The sequence below is a fragment of the Parvibaculum lavamentivorans DS-1 genome, from assembly GCF_000017565.1.
In the GTDB taxonomy this organism is placed as follows: Bacteria; Pseudomonadota; Alphaproteobacteria; order Parvibaculales; family Parvibaculaceae; genus Parvibaculum; species Parvibaculum lavamentivorans.
In genome coordinates, this window is record NC_009719.1 from 2,409,883 (window position 1) to 2,426,526 (window position 16,644).

Here is a 16,644-nt window from a genome sequence, read left to right on the forward strand (position 1 = left end):
TTCAGCCGATATTCCGGCAGAGCCTGTCGATGACGCCGCTGACGGTAACGCCTTCGGCGCGGGCCGAGAAGTTGAGCGCCATGCGATGGCGCAGAACGGGGGCGGCAAGCGCCGTTACGTCTTCGATCGAGGGGGAGAAGCGGCCGTCGATCAGCGCGCGGGCGCGAACGGCGAGCATCAGCGACTGGCTGGCGCGCGGGCCGGGCCCCCAGGCGACATGGCGCTCTACTTCTTCGGATGCTCCCTCTTCGGGGCGGGCGGCACGCACAAGCTCAAGGATTGCGTTCACGACCTTTTCGCCCACGGGCACGCGGCGCACGAGGCGCTGAGCCGCCATCAGATCTTCCACCGTCATGGCCGCGCGCGCCGCCGCGACGGTTTCGCCCGTCGTGCTGAGCAGCATGCGGCGCTCGGATTCGAGGTCGGGATAGTTCACGTCGATCTGCATCAGGAAGCGGTCGAGCTGGGCTTCGGGCAGCGGGTAGGTGCCTTCCTGCTCCAGCGGGTTCTGCGTCGCGAGCACATGGAAGGGGGCGGGCAGCTCGTAGCGGACGCCCGCCACCGTCACCTGCTTTTCCTGCATCGCCTGCAGCAGCGCCGACTGGGTGCGCGGGCTCGCGCGGTTGATTTCGTCGGCCATCAGCAACTGGCAGAAGACCGGGCCCTTGATGAAGCGGAAGCTTCTATGGCCCTGGTCGCTCTCTTCCAGCACTTCGGAGCCCAGAATGTCGGCGGGCATCAGGTCGGGCGTGAACTGCACGCGCTTGTCGTCCAGCCCGAGCACATGGCCCATGGTGTGGACGAGCAGCGTCTTCGCGAGGCCGGGCACGCCGACAAGCAGCGCATGGCCGCCCGCCAGCACCGTCACCAGCGTCTGGTCGATCACCTGTTCCTGGCCGTAGATGACTTCGCCGATCGCATCGCGAGCCGCCGCTATTTTCGCGCCGGTGGCCTCGATTTCCTGGACGGCGGAGCCGTCGGCTTCACTGAGTGTCTGCATTGACCTACATAAGAGGAGTGACGTGCGTTGCCGCCCGTCACCGCGCCACATCCTGTATCGTTGTCCGCGCCGCCATTGGCGCGGGGCTTCTTGACGATAATATGGCCGGATTCCCGGCTGTAAGGGATTAAATCGGCGATCATGTCAGCGGGAGGAGAGTAATATGGCCGCCTCGACGGGAAAGACCGGCACAAAAGCGGAAAAGTCCGAATCGGGCAGTGCCCCGGGCGGGCTCAAGGGTCTCGCCGCCGCCGAGGATGCGGGCAAGAAGGCGAAGGGCCTGCCGCCGGTTCACCTGTGGAATCCGGAATTCTGCGGCGATCTCGACATGCGGATCGCGCGGGACGGCACCTGGTTCTACATGGGAACGCCGATCGGCCGCGAGCGGCTGGTGCGTCTTTTCTCCACCGTTCTGCGCCATGACGAAGACGGGAAATATTATCTCGTGACCCCGGTCGAGAAGGTGGGGATCACGGTCGAGGATGCGCCCTTTCTGGCAGTCGCCATGAAAGTCGAGGGCGAGGGCAGGGAGCAGCGCCTCACCTTCACCACCAATGTCGGCGACGACGCGACGGCGGGCCCCGACCATCCGATGCGCTTCGAGATCGACAAGGAGACCGGGGAGCCCGCCCCTTACGTCCATGTCCGCGCCCGGCTCGATGCGCTCATCAACCGCGCGATCTTCTACGATCTCGTGGCGCTCGGCGTGGAAGAAGAGCATGAAGGACGCGCGTGGTTCGGGGTCTGGTCCGGCGGCGTCTTCTTTCCGTTCATGCCGGCGGAGGAGATGGCCCGTCAGGCCGACCGTTCATGAAGGAATACAAGTCCCGCATCCTCGCCCGGACCGACCGGGAGCCGCCGCCGCTTGCCGCGCTGCTGGCGCCTGAAGGCATGCCGCGCCTCCGGGGCGACCATGATCTCAATCCGCCGGACGGCAATGTCTGGGTCGAGCCGGAGGAGCGCGGGACGCTGCGCGCCGCCGCTGTTCTTGTCGGCGTCATCGAGCATGCGCATGGGCCGAATATCCTGCTGACGCGCCGCGCCGATCATCTCGGCACCCATTCGGGACAGGTCGCCTTTCCGGGCGGCAAGATCGAACCGGACGAGACGGCGGCCGAAGCCGCCATCCGCGAGGCGGAGGAGGAAGTGGGGCTCGATCCCGCCCATGTCGAGGTGGCAGGCTATCTCGACGCCTATGAGACCGGCACGGGCTTCCGCATCCTGCCGGTCGTCGCCTTTGTGCGCCCCGGTTTCACCCTTACCATCTCGCCGGACGAGGTGGCGGAGGCCTTCGAGGTGCCGCTCGACTTCCTCATGAACCCCGGCAATCACCAGCGCCACAGCGCGGTGTGGCGCGGGCGGCGGCGCGAATATTACGCCATGCCCTATAATGGCCACTACATCTGGGGCGCGACGGCCGGCATGCTCAAAAACATGTATGACAGGCTCTATGGCGACTGAATGCCCCAGGCGGGCCGCCTTGCGAGACAGGGCGGCTGGCGCGTCCTATATCTAGGGCAATATAAAAAACGCTGGAGGCTGTGCGCCGATGACCGCTGAAAATTCCCTTGCCCGTGCCGCATGGCTCAACGAGCCCGATACGCGCGCCGTCATGGAGGCCCTTGCCGCGAAGGGCGGCACGGCGCGGTTCGTCGGCGGCGCGGTGCGCAACCAGCTCATGGGCGAGCCGGTATCCGACATCGACATCGCCACCACCGAAACGCCGGATGCGGCGAAGGCGCTGCTTGAGGCCAAGGGCATCAAGGTTGTGCCGACGGGTATCGACCATGGCACGATCACGGCGGTAACGCCGACGCGCCATTTCGAGATCACCACGCTCCGTGTCGATGTGAAGACGGATGGCCGCCGCGCCGATGTGGCCTTCACCGAGGACTGGACCGCCGATGCCGGGCGCCGCGATTTCACGATGAACGCGCTTTATGGCGATGCGGACGGAACGATCCACGATCCGCTTGGCGGGTTGGCCGACCTCAAGGCGCGCCGCGTCCGCTTCATCGGCGACGCGCATGAGCGCATCCGCGAGGATTATCTCCGCATCCTGCGCTTCTTCCGGTTTCATGCCTGGTATGGCAAGGGCGAGCCCGACGAGGCGGGGCTTCGCGCCGCCGCCGAGGAACGCGAGGGCTTGCGGCAATTGTCCGGCGAGCGCGTGCGCGACGAGCTCTTCAAGACCATCACCGCCGACAATGCGGCCGCCGCGTTCCGCCAGATGGCGGCGGCGGGCATTCTCCAGATCGTGCTGCCGGAGGCGAGCCGTCTCGACCGTTTCGAGAAGCTGGTCGAAATCGAAGCGCAGCAGCTCTTCGTGCAGAAGCCCGATCCCGTTCTCCGTCTCGGTGCCATGCTCGATCTCGACAAGGCGGGCGTCGAGGCATTGGCCGCGCGGCTGAAGCTCTCCAACCGGGACCGCGACCGTCTCATCGCCATGCTCACCGACACCACGAAAATCGTCTGTTATCTCTCGATGCGCGAGGTGCGGCGCGCGCTCTATCAGATGGGCCTGCAGCTCTTCAAGGACCGCGTCTCGCTCGGCTGGGCGGAAGACAGGCGCGGCCATAACGCTTTCCAGTGGCGCGCCATGCTCGCCATGGCCGATAGCTGGGAGAAGCCCGTCCTGCCGCTCACCGGCGAGATGATCAAGGCGGCGGGGGTCCCTGAAGGCCCGCAAATCGGCCGTATCCGCGACGAAGTCGAGGAATGGTGGATCGACAGCGATTTCATCGACGATGAATTCTCGATCATCGAGCGGCTGAAGGCGATCGTGCAGGCAACGGTTTACTGAAGCGCCTGAAATCATCCGTTTACGGTTAAATCCCCGCTTGCTAGGCTTCTGCTTCAAGGCGGGGAGGAGACGATGAAATCTCTTGGTTTCGTTGCTGTTCTGGGCGGCGTCCTGTTTGCCGCTGCCTCCGCATGGGCGGATATCGAATTGAAGCCCATCGCGGAAGGTGAAAGCCGTGTCGATTTTTCCGGCACGCAGCTTCGTCCGGTGGACTGGGCCGTGATGGAGCGCGACCGCTATGGCGAGGTGGTGACGCTGGACAATGGCCATGTCGTCCTCTTCTACGCGGAAAGCACCGCGCTCGCCTTTCGCGACAGCCATCCGGTCGATTTCCATCGCTGGTTCCAGCGGCTGGAAATAGACGGCATTCCGCAGGATGGCGCGAAGCCCGCGATCCGCGAGAAAAATGTGCCCGGCGGTCCCATGACCTATGCCTTCGTCTCGTCGGGCGAGCGCACCTGCATTGCCTTCCGCACCGCCGTCGGCAAACCGGTTCTCTATAATGCCGGCTATCCCGGCCATGAGGCGCTGCTTCGCGGCGTTCTCTGCGAGGACAATATCGGCGAGGCGGCCGAGGAAGGGCTCCGGCGCGAAGCCGGCAACATCCGGGTGATCTACTGATGCGCACGCTCCGCCCCCTTCTGCTGTTCGCCCTTGGCTTCATGCTCGCCGCTTGCGGCGAGGCGAAACCGGAGGCGGATGCGTTGCGGGCGGCGGCCGTCTTCTACGACATCGTGTTGAGCGCGCGCAGCAGCGGCGTGCCGGATGCGGATATGAGGGCGCGTCTCCGTCCCGTCATTTCCTCCGATCTCGACAGCCTGCTCTCGCAGGCCGCTGAGGCCGAACGCCGCCATACCGAGCGCGTGAACAATTCCGAGCCGCCTTATCTGCAGGGCGACATCTTCTCCTCGCTGTTCGAAGGGGCGACGGCCTACGAAATCGGCACCTGCGATGGCGACGAGCGACGCATGCAATGCGAGGCGATGCTGGCGCATGAGGCGGAAGAGCCGGTGCAGTGGACGGACCGGCTGGTCCTCGTCGCGAATGGCGGACCGGAAGACCGGCGCTGGCTCGTCGACGACATTCTCTATGGCGGCGATTGGGACTTCGCCTCCAAAGGCACGCTCAAATCCTCGCTCCGCGCGGTGATCGCGGAGGAAGAATAGAGAAGAATAGAAGAGTGTCATCCCGGGATTTATTCCCGGGACCCATTGGCCTTCCGTTTTGCCTCAACGTGGATTGGGTCCCGGCAACAAGTGCCGGGATGACATTTCTTTTTTAAACTTGCTTCACGGCCACTTCACCGCGGGCGGCATCGACGACAATATCGAGTTCACATTGCCACCCGTCTTCAGGCCGAACACCGTGCCCCTGTCATAGAGCAGGTTGAATTCGACATAGCGGCCGCGCCGCACGAGCTGTTCCTCGCGCTCCGCTTCCGTCCAGGCTTCGTTCATGTGGCGGCGGACGAGTTCGGGATAAATCTCGAGGAAGGCGCGGCCGACATCCTGCGTGAAGGCGAAGTCCTTCTCCCAGTCGCCGGAATTGTGATGATCGTAGAAAATGCCGCCGGTGCCGCGCGGTTCGTTGCGGTGGGGCAGGAAGAAATATTCGTCGCACCACTTCTTGAACTTCGGATAGTAGTCCGCATCGTGCCTGTCGCAGGCGCGCTTGTAGGCAGCGTGGAAATCCACCGTGTCCGGATGATCGTCGCGGCGCTGCACGTCGAGCACCGGCGTCAGGTCGCCGCCGCCGCCGAACCAGCTCTTCGTCGTGTAGACATGCCGCGTGTTCATGTGAACGGCGGGCACGCGCGGGTTCTGCATATGGGCGATCAGCGAAATGCCGCTCGCCCAGAAGCGCGGGTCTTCTTCCGCGCCCTGCATCTGCTTGCGGAAGTCTTCGGAAAATTCGCCATGCACGGTCGAGATGTGGACGCCGACCTTCTCGAAGACGCGGCCATGCATGACCGACATCTCTCCGCCGCCCTCGTCGCGTGAGCCGTCGCCGCGCTTCCAGGGCGTGCGCTCGAAGCGGCCCGCCGGGCGGTCCGCGAAAGTGCCTGTCAACTCGTCTTCGAGCTTCTCGAATTCGGCGCAGATCAGGTCGCGCAATTCGCGGAACCAGCTTTCCGCGCGCGCCTTGCGCTCCGTCGTGCCGTCTGTCTTGTCCATTGCCGGTACATTCCGCTGCAGCATCGTCATCCTGTTACCTCTCTTAGCCGCGTTGACGCGCGACTTCACCTTTCGATTTCGCCCGCCCCCGGAAAGCCGCCGGTCTGGCGCAGGGCCTCCGTCAGTACCATCGAGGCGGCCACCGCCATGTTCAGCGAGCGGGCAGGGGGCCGCATGGGGATCGTCACCCGCGCATCCGCCGCGTCGTGAACCTCGGCGGGGACGCCGGCGCTTTCGCGCCCGATCAGCAGCGTGTCGCCGGGGCGAAACGTGAAATCCATAAAATTATTATGGGTTTTGGTGGTGAGGAGAATGAGGCGCGACGCCGCAGTCCGGGTCTCGGCGAATGCCGCCCATGAGGCATGACGGGTCACATCGGCCAGCGCGCCATAGTCCATCGCCGCGCGTTTAAGGTCGCGGTCGCTCCAGGGAAAGCCGCATGGCTCGATGATATGGACGGGAACCCCGAGGCAGGCCCCCAGCCGGATCAGCGTTCCGACATTGGGTGGAATGTCCGGTTCGTATAGCGCAAGACGCATGGAAACGAGCCTTCTGTACAGATTGCGCGTGACCTTAAACCGTGGCCCGGTCATGGGGGCGTCAGGTGCGGCGATGCGTCATCCTGCCACAGGGCGGGCGGGGCTGGACAATGCGCCGATTGGATGCCACAAAACCACGCAACGCATGGGGCGAAAGCGGGGGATTCGTAACGCTTTCGACCGATGTAACGGGTGTTTTGAAACGCCGTGCCGAGCTCATCCTCCTCGGGGGAGCCCCTGTCCTGGGGGTGCCGCCAATCAGCGGCGGCGAACGCGGCTTTCGACCTATTCAACGAGGAGACCTGAACCGTGGCAGATATCCACGCGGTCGAGCCGACACGGCGCGATTTCCTTTATGTGGCCACCGGATCGCTTGCCGCCGTCGGCGCGGCTTTCACGGTCTGGCCGCTCATCGACCAGATGAACCCCGACGCGTCCGTTCTCGCGCTGGCATCCATCGAAGTCGATATTTCCAACATTCCCGTCGGCCAGGAAACCACGTTCAAGTGGCGCGGCAAGCCGGTCTTCGTGCGTCACCGCACGGAAGCCGAAATCGCCGCCGCCGAAAGCGTGGATGTGGCGACGCTGCCCGATCCGCAGACCGATGCAGAGCGGCTCGTGGCCGGTCCCAACGGCGAGGTGGACAAGCAGTGGCTCGTCGTCATCGGCATCTGCACCCATCTCGGCTGCGTGCCGCTCGCCTATCGCGGCGAGTATGACGGTTACTTCTGCCCCTGCCACGGCTCGGTCTACGATACCTCGGGCCGCATCCGCAAAGGCCCCGCGCCGACCAATCTGGAGGTGCCGCCCTATGCGTTCATCTCCGACACCAGAATCAAGATCGGCTGAGGGGCATAAAAAAGATGAGCCATCAAAGCACCTATACGCCCGGCAACGGGTTTTCCCGCTGGATGGACGAGCGCCTGCCGATCATGCGTCTCGTCAATGACAGCTTCGTCGATTACCCGACGCCGCGTAATCTCAACTACTGGTGGACCTTCGGCGGCATCCTGACTTTCTGCCTCGCGGTTCAGATCGTCACCGGCATCGTGCTTGCGATGCATTACGTGCCGACCACCGAACTCGCCTTCGCCAGCGTCGAGCACATCATGCGCGACGTGAATTACGGCTGGCTCATCCGCTACGTTCATTCAAACGGCGCGTCGATGTTCTTCATCGCCGTCTATATCCACATGTTCCGCGGTCTCTATTACGGTTCCTACAAGGCGCCGCGCGAAGTGCTGTGGATTCTCGGCGTACTCATCTATCTGCTGATGATGGCGACCGCCTTCTTCGGCTACGTGCTGCCGTGGGGCCAGATGAGCTTCTGGGGCGCCACCGTCATCACCAACCTGTTCGGCGCCATTCCGCTGGTCGGCGAGAGCCTGCGCACCTGGCTCTGGGGCGGTTTCTCGGTCGGCGATCCGACGCTCAACCGCTTCTTCTCGCTGCATTACCTCTTCCCCTTCCTCATCGCCGGCGTCGTGATCCTTCACGTCTGGGCGCTGCATGTGTCGGGGCAGGGCAATCCGGCGGGCATCGAGGTCAAGGACCCGAAGAAGGACACGATCCCCTTCACGCCCTATGCGACCATCAAGGATGCCTTCGGCCTCGCGCTCTTTGCGATCCTGTTCGCCTATTTCGTCTTCTACAATCCGAACGGCCTCGGCGAGCCGGACAACTACATCGTCGCCAACCCGCTTTCGACGCCCGCGCATATCGTGCCGGAATGGTATCTGCTGCCGTTCTACGCGATCCTGCGCGCCGTGCCGGACAAGCTCGGCGGCGTGGTGCTGATGTTCGGCGCCATCGCGATCCTCTTCGTGCTGCCCTGGCTCGACACGTCCAAGGTTCGCTCGGCGCGGTTCCGTCCGCTGTTCAAGCAGTTCTTCTGGATCTTCGTCGCGGTCTGCATCGGGCTCGGCTATTGCGGCGGCCAGTCGCCCGACAAGATCCTGATCGCGGTCGGCGATGGCGGCTTCGACGTCACCGATCTCTCGCGCATCCTGACGATCTACTACTTCGCGCACTTCATCATTCTCTTCCCCGTGCTGGGGCTGATTGAGAAGCCGAAGCCTCTGCCCGAAAGCATCGCCGCGTCGGTGCTGCCGGGAACGAGGCAGGAAAAGGCAACGAGTTAGGGGAACGCGAAAGTGAAAACCAAGATGATGAATATCTCGCGCAAGGCCCGGCTCGTCTCGCTGGCGGCGGTCGCCGCCATCGGGTTCAGCTTCGCGGCCCCTTCCGTTCAGGCTGCCGAAGGCGAAGTCGAGCCGATCCATGTCGACTGGTCGTTCGAAGGCATGTTCGGCACTTATGACCGCGACGCGCTGCGCCGTGGCTACAAGGTCTACAAGGAAGTCTGCGCCGTCTGCCACTCGATGGAATATGTGAAGTTCCGCAATCTCGCCGAGCCGGGCGGGCCGGAATTTTCGGAAGGCCAGGTCAAGGCGCTTGCCGCGGAGATCACCGTTGTGGACGGTCCGGACTCCGCCGGCGACATGTATGAGCGTCCGGGCGAGCCGAAGGACGCCTTCCCGTCGCCCTATCCGAACCCGGAGGCCTCCGCCGCCGCGCTCGGCGCCGCCGCGCCTGATCTCTCGCTGATGACCAAGGCGCGCCCCGGCGGACCGGACTATGTCTATTCGCTGCTGATGGGCTACGAGGAAGCACCGGAGGGTTTCGAACTCACCACCGGCTCCTACAACCTCTATTTCCCCGGCCATCAGATCGCCATGCCGCCGCCCTTGTCGGACGGGCAGGTCGACTATGAAGACGGGACGCCGAATACGGTCGACCAGATGGCGAAGGATGTGACCCATTTCATGATGTGGACAGCCGAGCCGAAACTCGAGCAGCGCCACCGCATGGGTTTCCAGGTGCTGCTCTATCTCGTCGCGCTGACCGGCATCCTCTATTTCACGATGCGCAAGGTCTGGGCCGACGCCCACTGAGCGGTTCGGGACTGAACAGACGGAAAAGGGCCTCTTCGGAGGCCCTTTTTCATGGCGCCGTCGCCGTGGTTTGTTAATGTCGCGCGGATTTCTGCAAGAAGGACAAGGCATGACGAAGACAGTTCTCGGCGTAATCGGCGGCAGCGGGGTCTATGAGTTTCCGGGGCTCAGAAACGAGCGCTGGGAGCGCGTGGAGACACCCTGGGGCGAGCCGTCGGACGAGCTGCATTTCGGCGAGCTGCCGCTTGGCGACGGCAAGACCGTGCAGATGGTCTTCCTGCCGCGCCACGGCCGCGGCCATCCGCATTCGCCGTCGAGCATCAATTACCGCGCCAATATCGACGCCATGAAGCGCGCCGGCGTCACCGACATCATCTCCGTCTCCGCCGTCGGCTCGCTCAAGGAAGAGCTGCCGCCCGGCCATTTCGTCATTGTCGACCAGTTCATCGACCGCACTTTCGCGCGCGAGAAAAGCTTCTTCGGCGAGGGCTTCGTCGCCCATGTCTCGATGGCAAACCCCGTCTGCCCGCGCCTCGGCGACCATATCGAGGCCGCCTGCCAGGACAACAATATCGCCTATACGCGCGGCGGCACCTACATGGTCATGGAAGGCCCGCAATTCTCGACGCTCGCCGAAAGCAATCTCTACCGCTCCTGGGGCTGTTCGGTCATCGGCATGACCAACATGCCGGAGGCGAAGCTCGCCCGCGAGGCGGAGATCTGCTACGCGACGGTCGCGATGGTCACGGATTACGATTGCTGGCATCCCACGCATGCGCATGTCGAAGTCTCGGACGTGATCCGCGTGCTGGAAGAAAATGCCGGCCATGCCCGCGCCGTCATCCGCGCGGTGGCGACAAGTTTCGGCCCGGAGCGCGAGCCCTCTCCGCAGGGTCTCGACCGCGTGCTCGACACGGCGCTCATCACATCGCCCGCGAAGCGCGATCCGGCGCTTGTGAAAAAGCTCGATGCCGTCGCCGGCCGTGTCCTCAATCAGGCGTAACGGAGACCCATGGACGTGAAAGACTTCATCCGCACCATCCCGGATTATCCGAAGCCGGGCATCCTTTTCCGTGACATCACCACGCTGCTCTCCGACCCCGAAGGGTTTCGCGGCGCGGTCGATGCGCTGGTGTCGCTGCACAAGGGCGCGAAGTTCGATGTCGTGGCCGGCATCGAGGCGCGCGGCTTCATTCTCGGCGGCGCCGTCGCGCATCAGCTCGGTCTCGGCTTCATTCCCGTCCGCAAGAAGGGCAAGCTGCCCTTCACCACCATCGGCCAGGAATACGATCTCGAATATGGCACCGACATGGTCGAGATCCACACCGACGCCGTGAAGCCGGATCAGCGCGTGCTGCTGATCGACGATCTGATCGCCACCGGCGGCACGGCGGAAGCCGCCGTGAAGCTCATCGCGCGGGCGGGCGGCAATGTCCTCGCCTCGAGCTTCGTCATCGAACTGCCGGAGCTTGGCGGCCGCGCCCGCCTCGAAGCGCTCGACATCGAGGTGCTCTCGCTCTGTTCCTTCGAGGGACATTGAAGCCCCGCGCCAAGGAGGCGATATGAAAATCGACGGCATTCACTATCGCACCATCTGGGTCGCCGATGATGGCTGGTCGGTCGAGATTATCGACCAGACGAGGCTGCCGCACGAGTTCACCATCATCCGCCTGCAGACGGCAGACGATGCCGCCCGCGCCATCAAGGACATGGCCGTGCGCGGCGCGCCTCTCATCGGCGCCACCGCGGCCTACGGCCTCTGCCTCGCGCTCCGCGAAGACCCGTCGGACGAGGCGCTTGCCCGCGCCTATGACATGCTGGCCGCAACGCGTCCCACCGCCGTCAATCTCAAATACTCGCTCGATGCGATGCGCGATGCCGTCGGCAAGGTCGGCCACAATGCGCGCGCCGAGGCGGCCTATGCGGAGGCGGCGCGGCTTTGCGACGAAGATGTCGAGACCTGCCGCCGGATCGGCGAAAACGGCCTCCGTCTCATTCGCGGCGTTGCGGAGGCGAAGCCCGGCCAGACCGTCAACGTGCTCACCCATTGCAATGCCGGCTGGCTCGCCTGCGTCGATTGGGGCACCGCGCTTGCGCCGATCTACATGGCGCATGATGCGGGCATCCCCGTCCACGTCTGGGTCGACGAGACGCGCCCGCGCAACCAGGGCGCCTCGCTCACCGCCTTCGAACTCGGCCGCCACGGCGTCGCGCATACGATCGTGCCGGACAATGCCGGCGGCCATCTCATGCAGCATGGGCTTGTCGATATGTGCATCGTCGGCACCGACCGCACCACGGCGACGGGCGATGTCGCGAACAAGATCGGCACCTATCTCAAGGCGCTGGCGGCGGATGCGAACGACGTTCCCTTCTATGTCGCTCTGCCGCACACGACCATCGACTGGACGCTGACGGACGGCGTCGCGCAGATCCCGATCGAGGAGCGCAGCTCTCGCGAGGTCACGCATATGACGGGCCGTGCCGATAATGGCGAGATCGTCACGGTGGAGATTTCTGCCCCCGGCAGCGGCGCGCTGAATTACGGCTTCGACGTCACGCCCGCGCGATATGTCACCGGCCTCATCACGGAGCGCGGCGTCTGTTCCGCCAGCCGCGAGGGCCTCACCTCGCTTTACCCGGAGCGAAAGGGATGACCGCGACAGACGAGGCATGGCTCCGCCAGCGCGTCGTCGATGCGGCGCTCGACCTCGCCGCCACCGGCCTCTCGCCGCAAATGTCCGGCAATGTTTCGGCACGGGCAGGGGACAGCATCTTCATCACGCCATCGGGCATCGCCTATACCGATCTCATCCCGGACGATCTTTCCGAAATCGCGCTGGACGGGCGCATCCTCTCCGGCCCCTTTCCGCCGTCGAGCGAATGGCAGATGCATTGCGCGATCTACAAGGCCCGGCCGGAGGCAGGCGGCATCGTCCATGCCCATTCCGATTTCGCCACCGTGCTCGCCGTGATGAAGCGGCCCATCCCCGCCTTCCACTACATGGTGGCCGTCGCCGGCGGGCGCGACATCCGCTGCGCGCCCTACGCCACCTTCGGCACGGCGGACCTGGCCGCCCATGCCGTCGCCGCCCTCGCGGACCGCAAGGCATGCCTCCTCGCCCATCACGGCCAGATCGCCATCGGCGAAACCGTCGAAGCCGCCCTCCACCTCGCCCATGAAGTCGAAACGCTCGCCGCGCAATACTGGCGCGCCTTGCAAATCGGCGAACCGGACCTGCTCTCCGACGAAGAGATGGCAGTGAATGTCGAGAAGTTCAGGAATTACGGCAGGCGCGGGTAGGGGCGCGGCCTCAACCTTCCCTCATTGTCATTGCCGGGCTTGACCCGGCAATCCAGTAGCCGCGAAGCGGCGTCTCTCTCGCAAGGACTCTTCAGCGTCAGCAATGGATGGAGCCGTGCTTCGTTCCTCACCCTGGACCCCCGGGTCAAGCCCGGGGGTGACGTAAAAGAGGAAAGCTACCCCCGCACCGCCTTCTCGATCGCGCGCTCGACCTTCGCCGAGCCCGGCGTCGTGGTGCTGGCGAACCAGTCGACGAGCTTGCCGTCCTTGCCGATCACATATTTGTAGAAGTTCCAGCGCGGCCGCGAGAGAAAGCCGCCCTCGCGCGCCAGCCACTGGAACAGCGGATGCGCGGCCCGGCCTTTCACGGCCACCTTTTCGGTGAGCGGAAAGTCGACGCCGAAATTGGTTTCGCAGAAACTCGCGATCTCGGCGGCGCCGCCCGGCTCCTGGTTCGCGAAATCGTTGGAGGGCACGCCGAGAACGACGAGCCCGTCGTCGCGATATTTCTGCCAGAGCGCCTCCAGCTCCTTGTATTGCCGCGTGAAGCCGCATTTCGAAGCGGTGTTGACGATCAGCAGCGGGTGGCCCGCGAAGTCGGCGAGCGGCAGGGGCTTTCCCTTCAGGCTCAGGAAATCGAAATCGTAAGCGGTTTTCCCGGTCATGGGTCGGCTCCTGCCTTGCTTTCTGTTCACGCGATGCTCAGCCGCACGTCGACATTGCCGCGCGTCGCATTGGAATAGGGGCACACTTCATGCGCCTCGGCAACGAGGGCTTGCGCCTCCGCTCGGTCGAGGCCGGGCAGCGACACAATGAGGTCGATGTCGAGCGCGAAGCCCTTGCCCTTCGGATGCGGCCCGATGCCGACTTCCGCCGTCACGGCCGAATCCGCCGGTACCTTCACCTTCTTCTGCCCGGCGACGAATTTCAGCGCCGAGTGGAAGCAGGCGGCATAGCCGGCCGCGAAAAGCTGCTCGGGGTTGGTGCCCGGTCCGCCCGCGCCGCCGAATTCCTTCACGGTGTCGAGTTTCACGTCGAGCCTGCCGTCATCCGTTTTGGCTTCGCCTGTGCGGCCGCCGGAAGAGCTCGCGCGCGCTTTATAGAGAATGTTCATGAGAATGCTCCTTCGATAAGGAATGTCCGTTACGACCATCATATAGGAAGCAATTAGATTGTACACAATCTAATTATATTCACGTGTCTGTGAGTGGCCCGGGACGCCCTTGAGGAAATATCATTTTCGGCATGGCCCGGCTTGTGCGGATCGTCCGTCTTTTTCGATTGAGACAAGGGCGTGGATGGCCGCCTGAAACGGGCGGTGCCCTCACTCCGCCAGCGTATCGCGCAAATTTGTCAGTCTTTTCCGCAGGTTGACGATCTCGGCGAGAGGCATTCCCGCCGCAACCGCAACCTTTTTCGGGATGCCCGCCGCCTGCCGCTTCAGCGCCCTGCCGGCACCGGTAAGCCGCACCAGCACCTGGCGCTCATCCGCTTCGTTCCGCTCCCGGCTCAAAAGCCCCGCCGTCTCCAGCCGCTTCAGCAGCGGCGTCAGCGTGCCGGAATCGAGATAAAGCCGCTCCCCCAGCGCGCCCACAGTCACGCCGTCCTCCTCCCACAAGGCCAGCATGGCGAGATATTGCGGATAGGTCAGCCCGATTTCCGCCAGCAGCGGCTTGTAGAGCTTCGTCATCAGCAGCGACGAGGAATAAAGCGCAAAGCAGAGCTGGTTCTCGAGGAGAAGGGGATTGTCGGACTTGGCCATCGGGTGTTCCTTGCGTCACATTCCCCCAATATGGGCGCGATTAGCGATGACGCAATGGAATTGTGCAGTAGGAGAGGAGCAGCGAGTGCGGGACAGGAAGCATCGCCCCAAACAAAAGTGTCACCCCGGCGAAAGCCGGGGCCCATGGGCATCGGCCCGGCATAAAGGCGTTGGATGAAAACCGCAGACAGGCCCATGAATCCCGGCTTTCGCCGGGATGACATTGGAGGATAGGCTCTCTCACGCTCCGTCGAACAGCGCCAGCGTCCGTTCCAGCGCCAGTTCCGCCGATGCCTTGTCGTAATTGTTGCGGCGGTCCGAATTGAAGCCGTGGTCGGCGTCGTAGACATAGACCTTCACTTCGGGATGCGCGGCGTCGATGCGGCGCACGTCTTCCATCGGGATGCCGTGGTCCTTCTCGCCGAAATGGCAGATCGTCGGACATTTCGGGGTCTCGCCGATGAAGTCCTTGATTGCGCCGCCGTAATAGCAGGACGCGGCGTCGAGGCCGCTCGCGCGGCAGGCCGCCACCCAGCTCACCGTGCCGCCATAGCAATAGCCGGTGATGAAGACCTTCTCGCAGCCATCGGCGCGCAGCTTGTCGATGCACATCTGCGCGTCGAGCACCGTGTTCTCGTAAGGGTTCTTTGCGCGCAGTTCGAGCGACTTCTGGATATCCGCCTGCTCGTAGGTCGCCTGGAAGTCCTTCACGTGCCGGTCATAGAGCTGCGGCGCCAGCACGTCATAGCCGCGCGCGGCATATTCGTCGCAGAGATCCTTGATGTGATCGGTGACGCCGAAGATTTCCATGATGAGAACGAGTCCAGCCTTCTTGCCGTTCGGGCGCGTGCCCTCCGCCTTCACGTGGTAGCAGAGGATGTCCGCTCCGTCGCCGCTCTTCAGCGTGATCGTCTTGCCCTTGTGCGCCATGGCCTGTCTCTCCCTATTTCGGTTTCGGTCGTTTCTGTTCGCAAATTCATTTGGCGGGATTGCGGCGCTGCACCAGTCCCTGTCCGGTGAATGTCAGCACCGTCTCGCCGTTCTGGTTCACGCCCACATTGTGGCTTCTGACGATGCCCCAGTCCGGCCGCGACCGCATGTCCAGCTTCTCGCTCACCGTCGAGGAATAGCTGATGCGGTCGCCGGGGCGCACGGGCGTCGGCCATTTGAGATCGAGGAACCCGGGGGAGGGGCCGCCCGCCGGCGGCTTGCGGCCGTCGGCATCCGCCGGTTCCTCGCGTCCCGTCCGCGCGCGGATCATCATCTTCATCCATGTCGCCGTCGTGTGCCAGCCGCTCGCGACGAGCCCGCCGAAGGGGCCTGCCTTGGCGGCTTCCGGATCGGTATGGAAAACCTGAGGATCGTATTTCCTCGCGAAGGCGACGATCTCCTCCTCGGTGAAGGTATAGGTGCCGAGTTCCGTCCGCGTGCCGACTTCAATATCCTCGAACCAGGGCATCAGTTTGCCTCCCCAGCCGGATGGCGGCGGCCATACATCGCCCAGCCGATCGAGGTCAGCACCACCTCGTCCTTCTGGTTCAGCATCTCGATGCGGAATTTCGTGAGGCCCATCTCCGGGCGGCTCTTCGAGGCACGGGCCTCGACGCAGGTCCGCCGTACACGGAGCACATCGTCGACATAGACCGGCTTCTTCCACCGCACTTCGTCCACGCCCGGCGCGCCCATAGAGGCGCTTTCGAGGATGTATCCGTCACACATCATCCGCATCATCATCGCACAGGAATGCCAGCCGCTTGCGCAGAGCCCGCCAAGGATCGACTGCTTCGCCGCTTCCTCGTCGAGATGGAAGGGCTGCGGGTCGAACTCGCTGGCGAATTCGAGTATCTCTTCCTTCGTTACGTGCTTCTCGCCGAATTCGACGGTTTCACCGACGGGGAAATCTTCCCAGAAATATTTTGGAGTCTTGGACTGCATTTATCCTCCGTCGCGGGCGGTAGGAAGGCGGGGATTACCTGTTTTCGACTCGAAAAAGCGGTCCGCCATTTTCCTCGAAACCGGGGATAACAAATCTCTCCGGCGGGAGATTTGTCATTTGTGACGGTCTTGTAACAGTTCGATGACAGTCACGGTGCTTATCCCCGTTTCAG

Annotated in this window: 21 protein-coding genes; 12 read left to right on the plus strand and 9 right to left on the minus strand. The window is 63.8% G+C overall.

From position 1 onward, the window contains the following. Position 1 precedes the first annotated feature (1 nt). On the minus strand, positions 2-1,000 hold the full coding sequence (locus tag PLAV_RS11325; protein ID WP_041535969.1) for an AAA family ATPase: 999 nt from the start codon (positions 998-1,000) through the stop codon (positions 2-4). A 163-nt stretch (positions 1,001-1,163) separates the two neighbouring features. Between PLAV_RS11325 and PLAV_RS11330 the strand changes: the two genes are divergently transcribed. From PLAV_RS11330 to PLAV_RS11350, 5 genes are all read left to right on the plus strand, one after another. Continuing rightward, on the plus strand, positions 1,164-1,814 hold the full coding sequence (locus PLAV_RS11330) for a DUF1285 domain-containing protein (RefSeq protein ID WP_012111154.1): 651 nt from the start codon (positions 1,164-1,166) through the stop codon (positions 1,812-1,814). Then, a complete protein-coding gene (locus PLAV_RS11335; protein WP_012111155.1) occupies positions 1,811-2,461 on the plus strand; it encodes a CoA pyrophosphatase in 651 nt (216 codons plus the stop codon). Before PLAV_RS11330 ends, PLAV_RS11335 begins: the two co-directional genes overlap by 4 nt. Positions 2,462-2,549: 88 nt before the next feature. Beyond that, a complete protein-coding gene (locus tag PLAV_RS11340; RefSeq protein WP_012111156.1) occupies positions 2,550-3,803 on the plus strand; it encodes a CCA tRNA nucleotidyltransferase in 1,254 nt (417 codons plus the stop codon). Positions 3,804-3,875: 72 nt separating this feature from the next. Further along, on the plus strand, positions 3,876-4,424 hold the full coding sequence (locus PLAV_RS11345; RefSeq protein ID WP_012111157.1) for a hypothetical protein: 549 nt from the start codon (positions 3,876-3,878) through the stop codon (positions 4,422-4,424). After that, positions 4,424-4,969 carry a YqhG/Tai3 family protein gene (locus tag PLAV_RS11350; protein ID WP_012111158.1) on the plus strand — a complete coding sequence of 182 codons (546 nt, stop codon included), beginning with the start codon at positions 4,424-4,426 and terminating at the stop codon, positions 4,967-4,969. The genes PLAV_RS11345 and PLAV_RS11350 overlap by 1 nt, the downstream gene beginning before the upstream one ends. Positions 4,970-5,092: 123 nt before the next feature. Here the strand turns inward: PLAV_RS11350 and hemF are convergent, their stop codons facing one another. Further along, positions 5,093-6,001, minus strand: a complete 909-nt coding sequence (hemF, locus tag PLAV_RS11355) for an oxygen-dependent coproporphyrinogen oxidase (RefSeq protein ID WP_202944041.1) — start codon at positions 5,999-6,001, stop codon at positions 5,093-5,095. Positions 6,002-6,042: 41 nt separating this feature from the next. After that, complete coding sequence (locus tag PLAV_RS11360) at positions 6,043-6,516, minus strand: tRNA (cytidine(34)-2'-O)-methyltransferase (RefSeq protein ID WP_041535970.1); 474 nt, start codon at positions 6,514-6,516, stop codon at positions 6,043-6,045. 309 nt (positions 6,517-6,825) lie between these two features. Here PLAV_RS11360 and petA point away from each other — a divergent pair, with 309 nt between their 5' ends. The 7 genes from petA to PLAV_RS11395 all read left to right on the plus strand — a co-directional run bounded on the left by petA (position 6,826) and on the right by PLAV_RS11395 (position 12,774). Further along, positions 6,826-7,365, plus strand: a complete 540-nt coding sequence (gene petA / locus PLAV_RS11365; protein WP_012111161.1) for a ubiquinol-cytochrome c reductase iron-sulfur subunit — start codon at positions 6,826-6,828, stop codon at positions 7,363-7,365. A 14-nt stretch (positions 7,366-7,379) separates the two neighbouring features. Beyond that, entirely contained in the window at positions 7,380-8,657 is a 1,278-nt protein-coding gene (locus PLAV_RS20020; protein ID WP_012111162.1) for a cytochrome b, read from the plus strand. A 12-nt stretch (positions 8,658-8,669) separates the two neighbouring features. Beyond that, on the plus strand, positions 8,670-9,470 hold the full coding sequence (locus tag PLAV_RS20025) for a cytochrome c1 (protein WP_245545123.1): 801 nt from the start codon (positions 8,670-8,672) through the stop codon (positions 9,468-9,470). Between the two features lie 109 nt (positions 9,471-9,579). Then, a complete protein-coding gene (locus tag PLAV_RS11380) occupies positions 9,580-10,473 on the plus strand; it encodes an S-methyl-5'-thioadenosine phosphorylase (RefSeq protein WP_012111164.1) in 894 nt (297 codons plus the stop codon). A 9-nt stretch (positions 10,474-10,482) separates the two neighbouring features. Continuing rightward, on the plus strand, positions 10,483-11,010 hold the full coding sequence (locus PLAV_RS11385) for an adenine phosphoribosyltransferase (RefSeq protein ID WP_012111165.1): 528 nt from the start codon (positions 10,483-10,485) through the stop codon (positions 11,008-11,010). 22 nt (positions 11,011-11,032) lie between these two features. Further along, complete coding sequence (mtnA, locus tag PLAV_RS11390; protein WP_012111166.1) at positions 11,033-12,127, plus strand: S-methyl-5-thioribose-1-phosphate isomerase; 1,095 nt, start codon at positions 11,033-11,035, stop codon at positions 12,125-12,127. Continuing rightward, positions 12,124-12,774 (plus strand): class II aldolase/adducin family protein, encoded by a 651-nt coding sequence (locus tag PLAV_RS11395; RefSeq protein WP_012111167.1) that lies wholly within the window; start codon positions 12,124-12,126, stop codon positions 12,772-12,774. The genes mtnA and PLAV_RS11395 overlap by 4 nt, the downstream gene beginning before the upstream one ends. A gap of 176 nt (positions 12,775-12,950) precedes the next feature. On the opposite strand, the gene PLAV_RS11400 is transcribed toward PLAV_RS11395, so the two are convergent. The 6 genes from PLAV_RS11400 to PLAV_RS11425 all read right to left on the minus strand — a co-directional run bounded on the left by PLAV_RS11400 (position 12,951) and on the right by PLAV_RS11425 (position 16,471). Next, positions 12,951-13,439: a glutathione peroxidase gene (locus PLAV_RS11400; RefSeq protein ID WP_012111168.1), complete on the minus strand. Its 489-nt coding sequence runs from the start codon at positions 13,437-13,439 to the stop codon at positions 12,951-12,953. 26 nt (positions 13,440-13,465) lie between these two features. Further along, positions 13,466-13,888 carry an organic hydroperoxide resistance protein gene (locus PLAV_RS11405; protein WP_012111170.1) on the minus strand — a complete coding sequence of 141 codons (423 nt, stop codon included), beginning with the start codon at positions 13,886-13,888 and terminating at the stop codon, positions 13,466-13,468. A 210-nt stretch (positions 13,889-14,098) separates the two neighbouring features. After that, complete coding sequence (locus PLAV_RS11410; RefSeq protein ID WP_012111171.1) at positions 14,099-14,536, minus strand: MarR family winged helix-turn-helix transcriptional regulator; 438 nt, start codon at positions 14,534-14,536, stop codon at positions 14,099-14,101. Between the two features lie 240 nt (positions 14,537-14,776). After that, entirely contained in the window at positions 14,777-15,466 is a 690-nt protein-coding gene (locus tag PLAV_RS11415) for a dienelactone hydrolase family protein (protein WP_012111172.1), read from the minus strand. 46 nt (positions 15,467-15,512) lie between these two features. Next, positions 15,513-15,995 (minus strand): MaoC family dehydratase, encoded by a 483-nt coding sequence (locus PLAV_RS11420; protein WP_012111173.1) that lies wholly within the window; start codon positions 15,993-15,995, stop codon positions 15,513-15,515. Beyond that, positions 15,995-16,471 (minus strand): MaoC family dehydratase, encoded by a 477-nt coding sequence (locus tag PLAV_RS11425; protein ID WP_012111174.1) that lies wholly within the window; start codon positions 16,469-16,471, stop codon positions 15,995-15,997. Before PLAV_RS11425 ends, PLAV_RS11420 begins: the two co-directional genes overlap by 1 nt. Between the last annotated feature and the right edge of the window lie 173 nt (positions 16,472-16,644).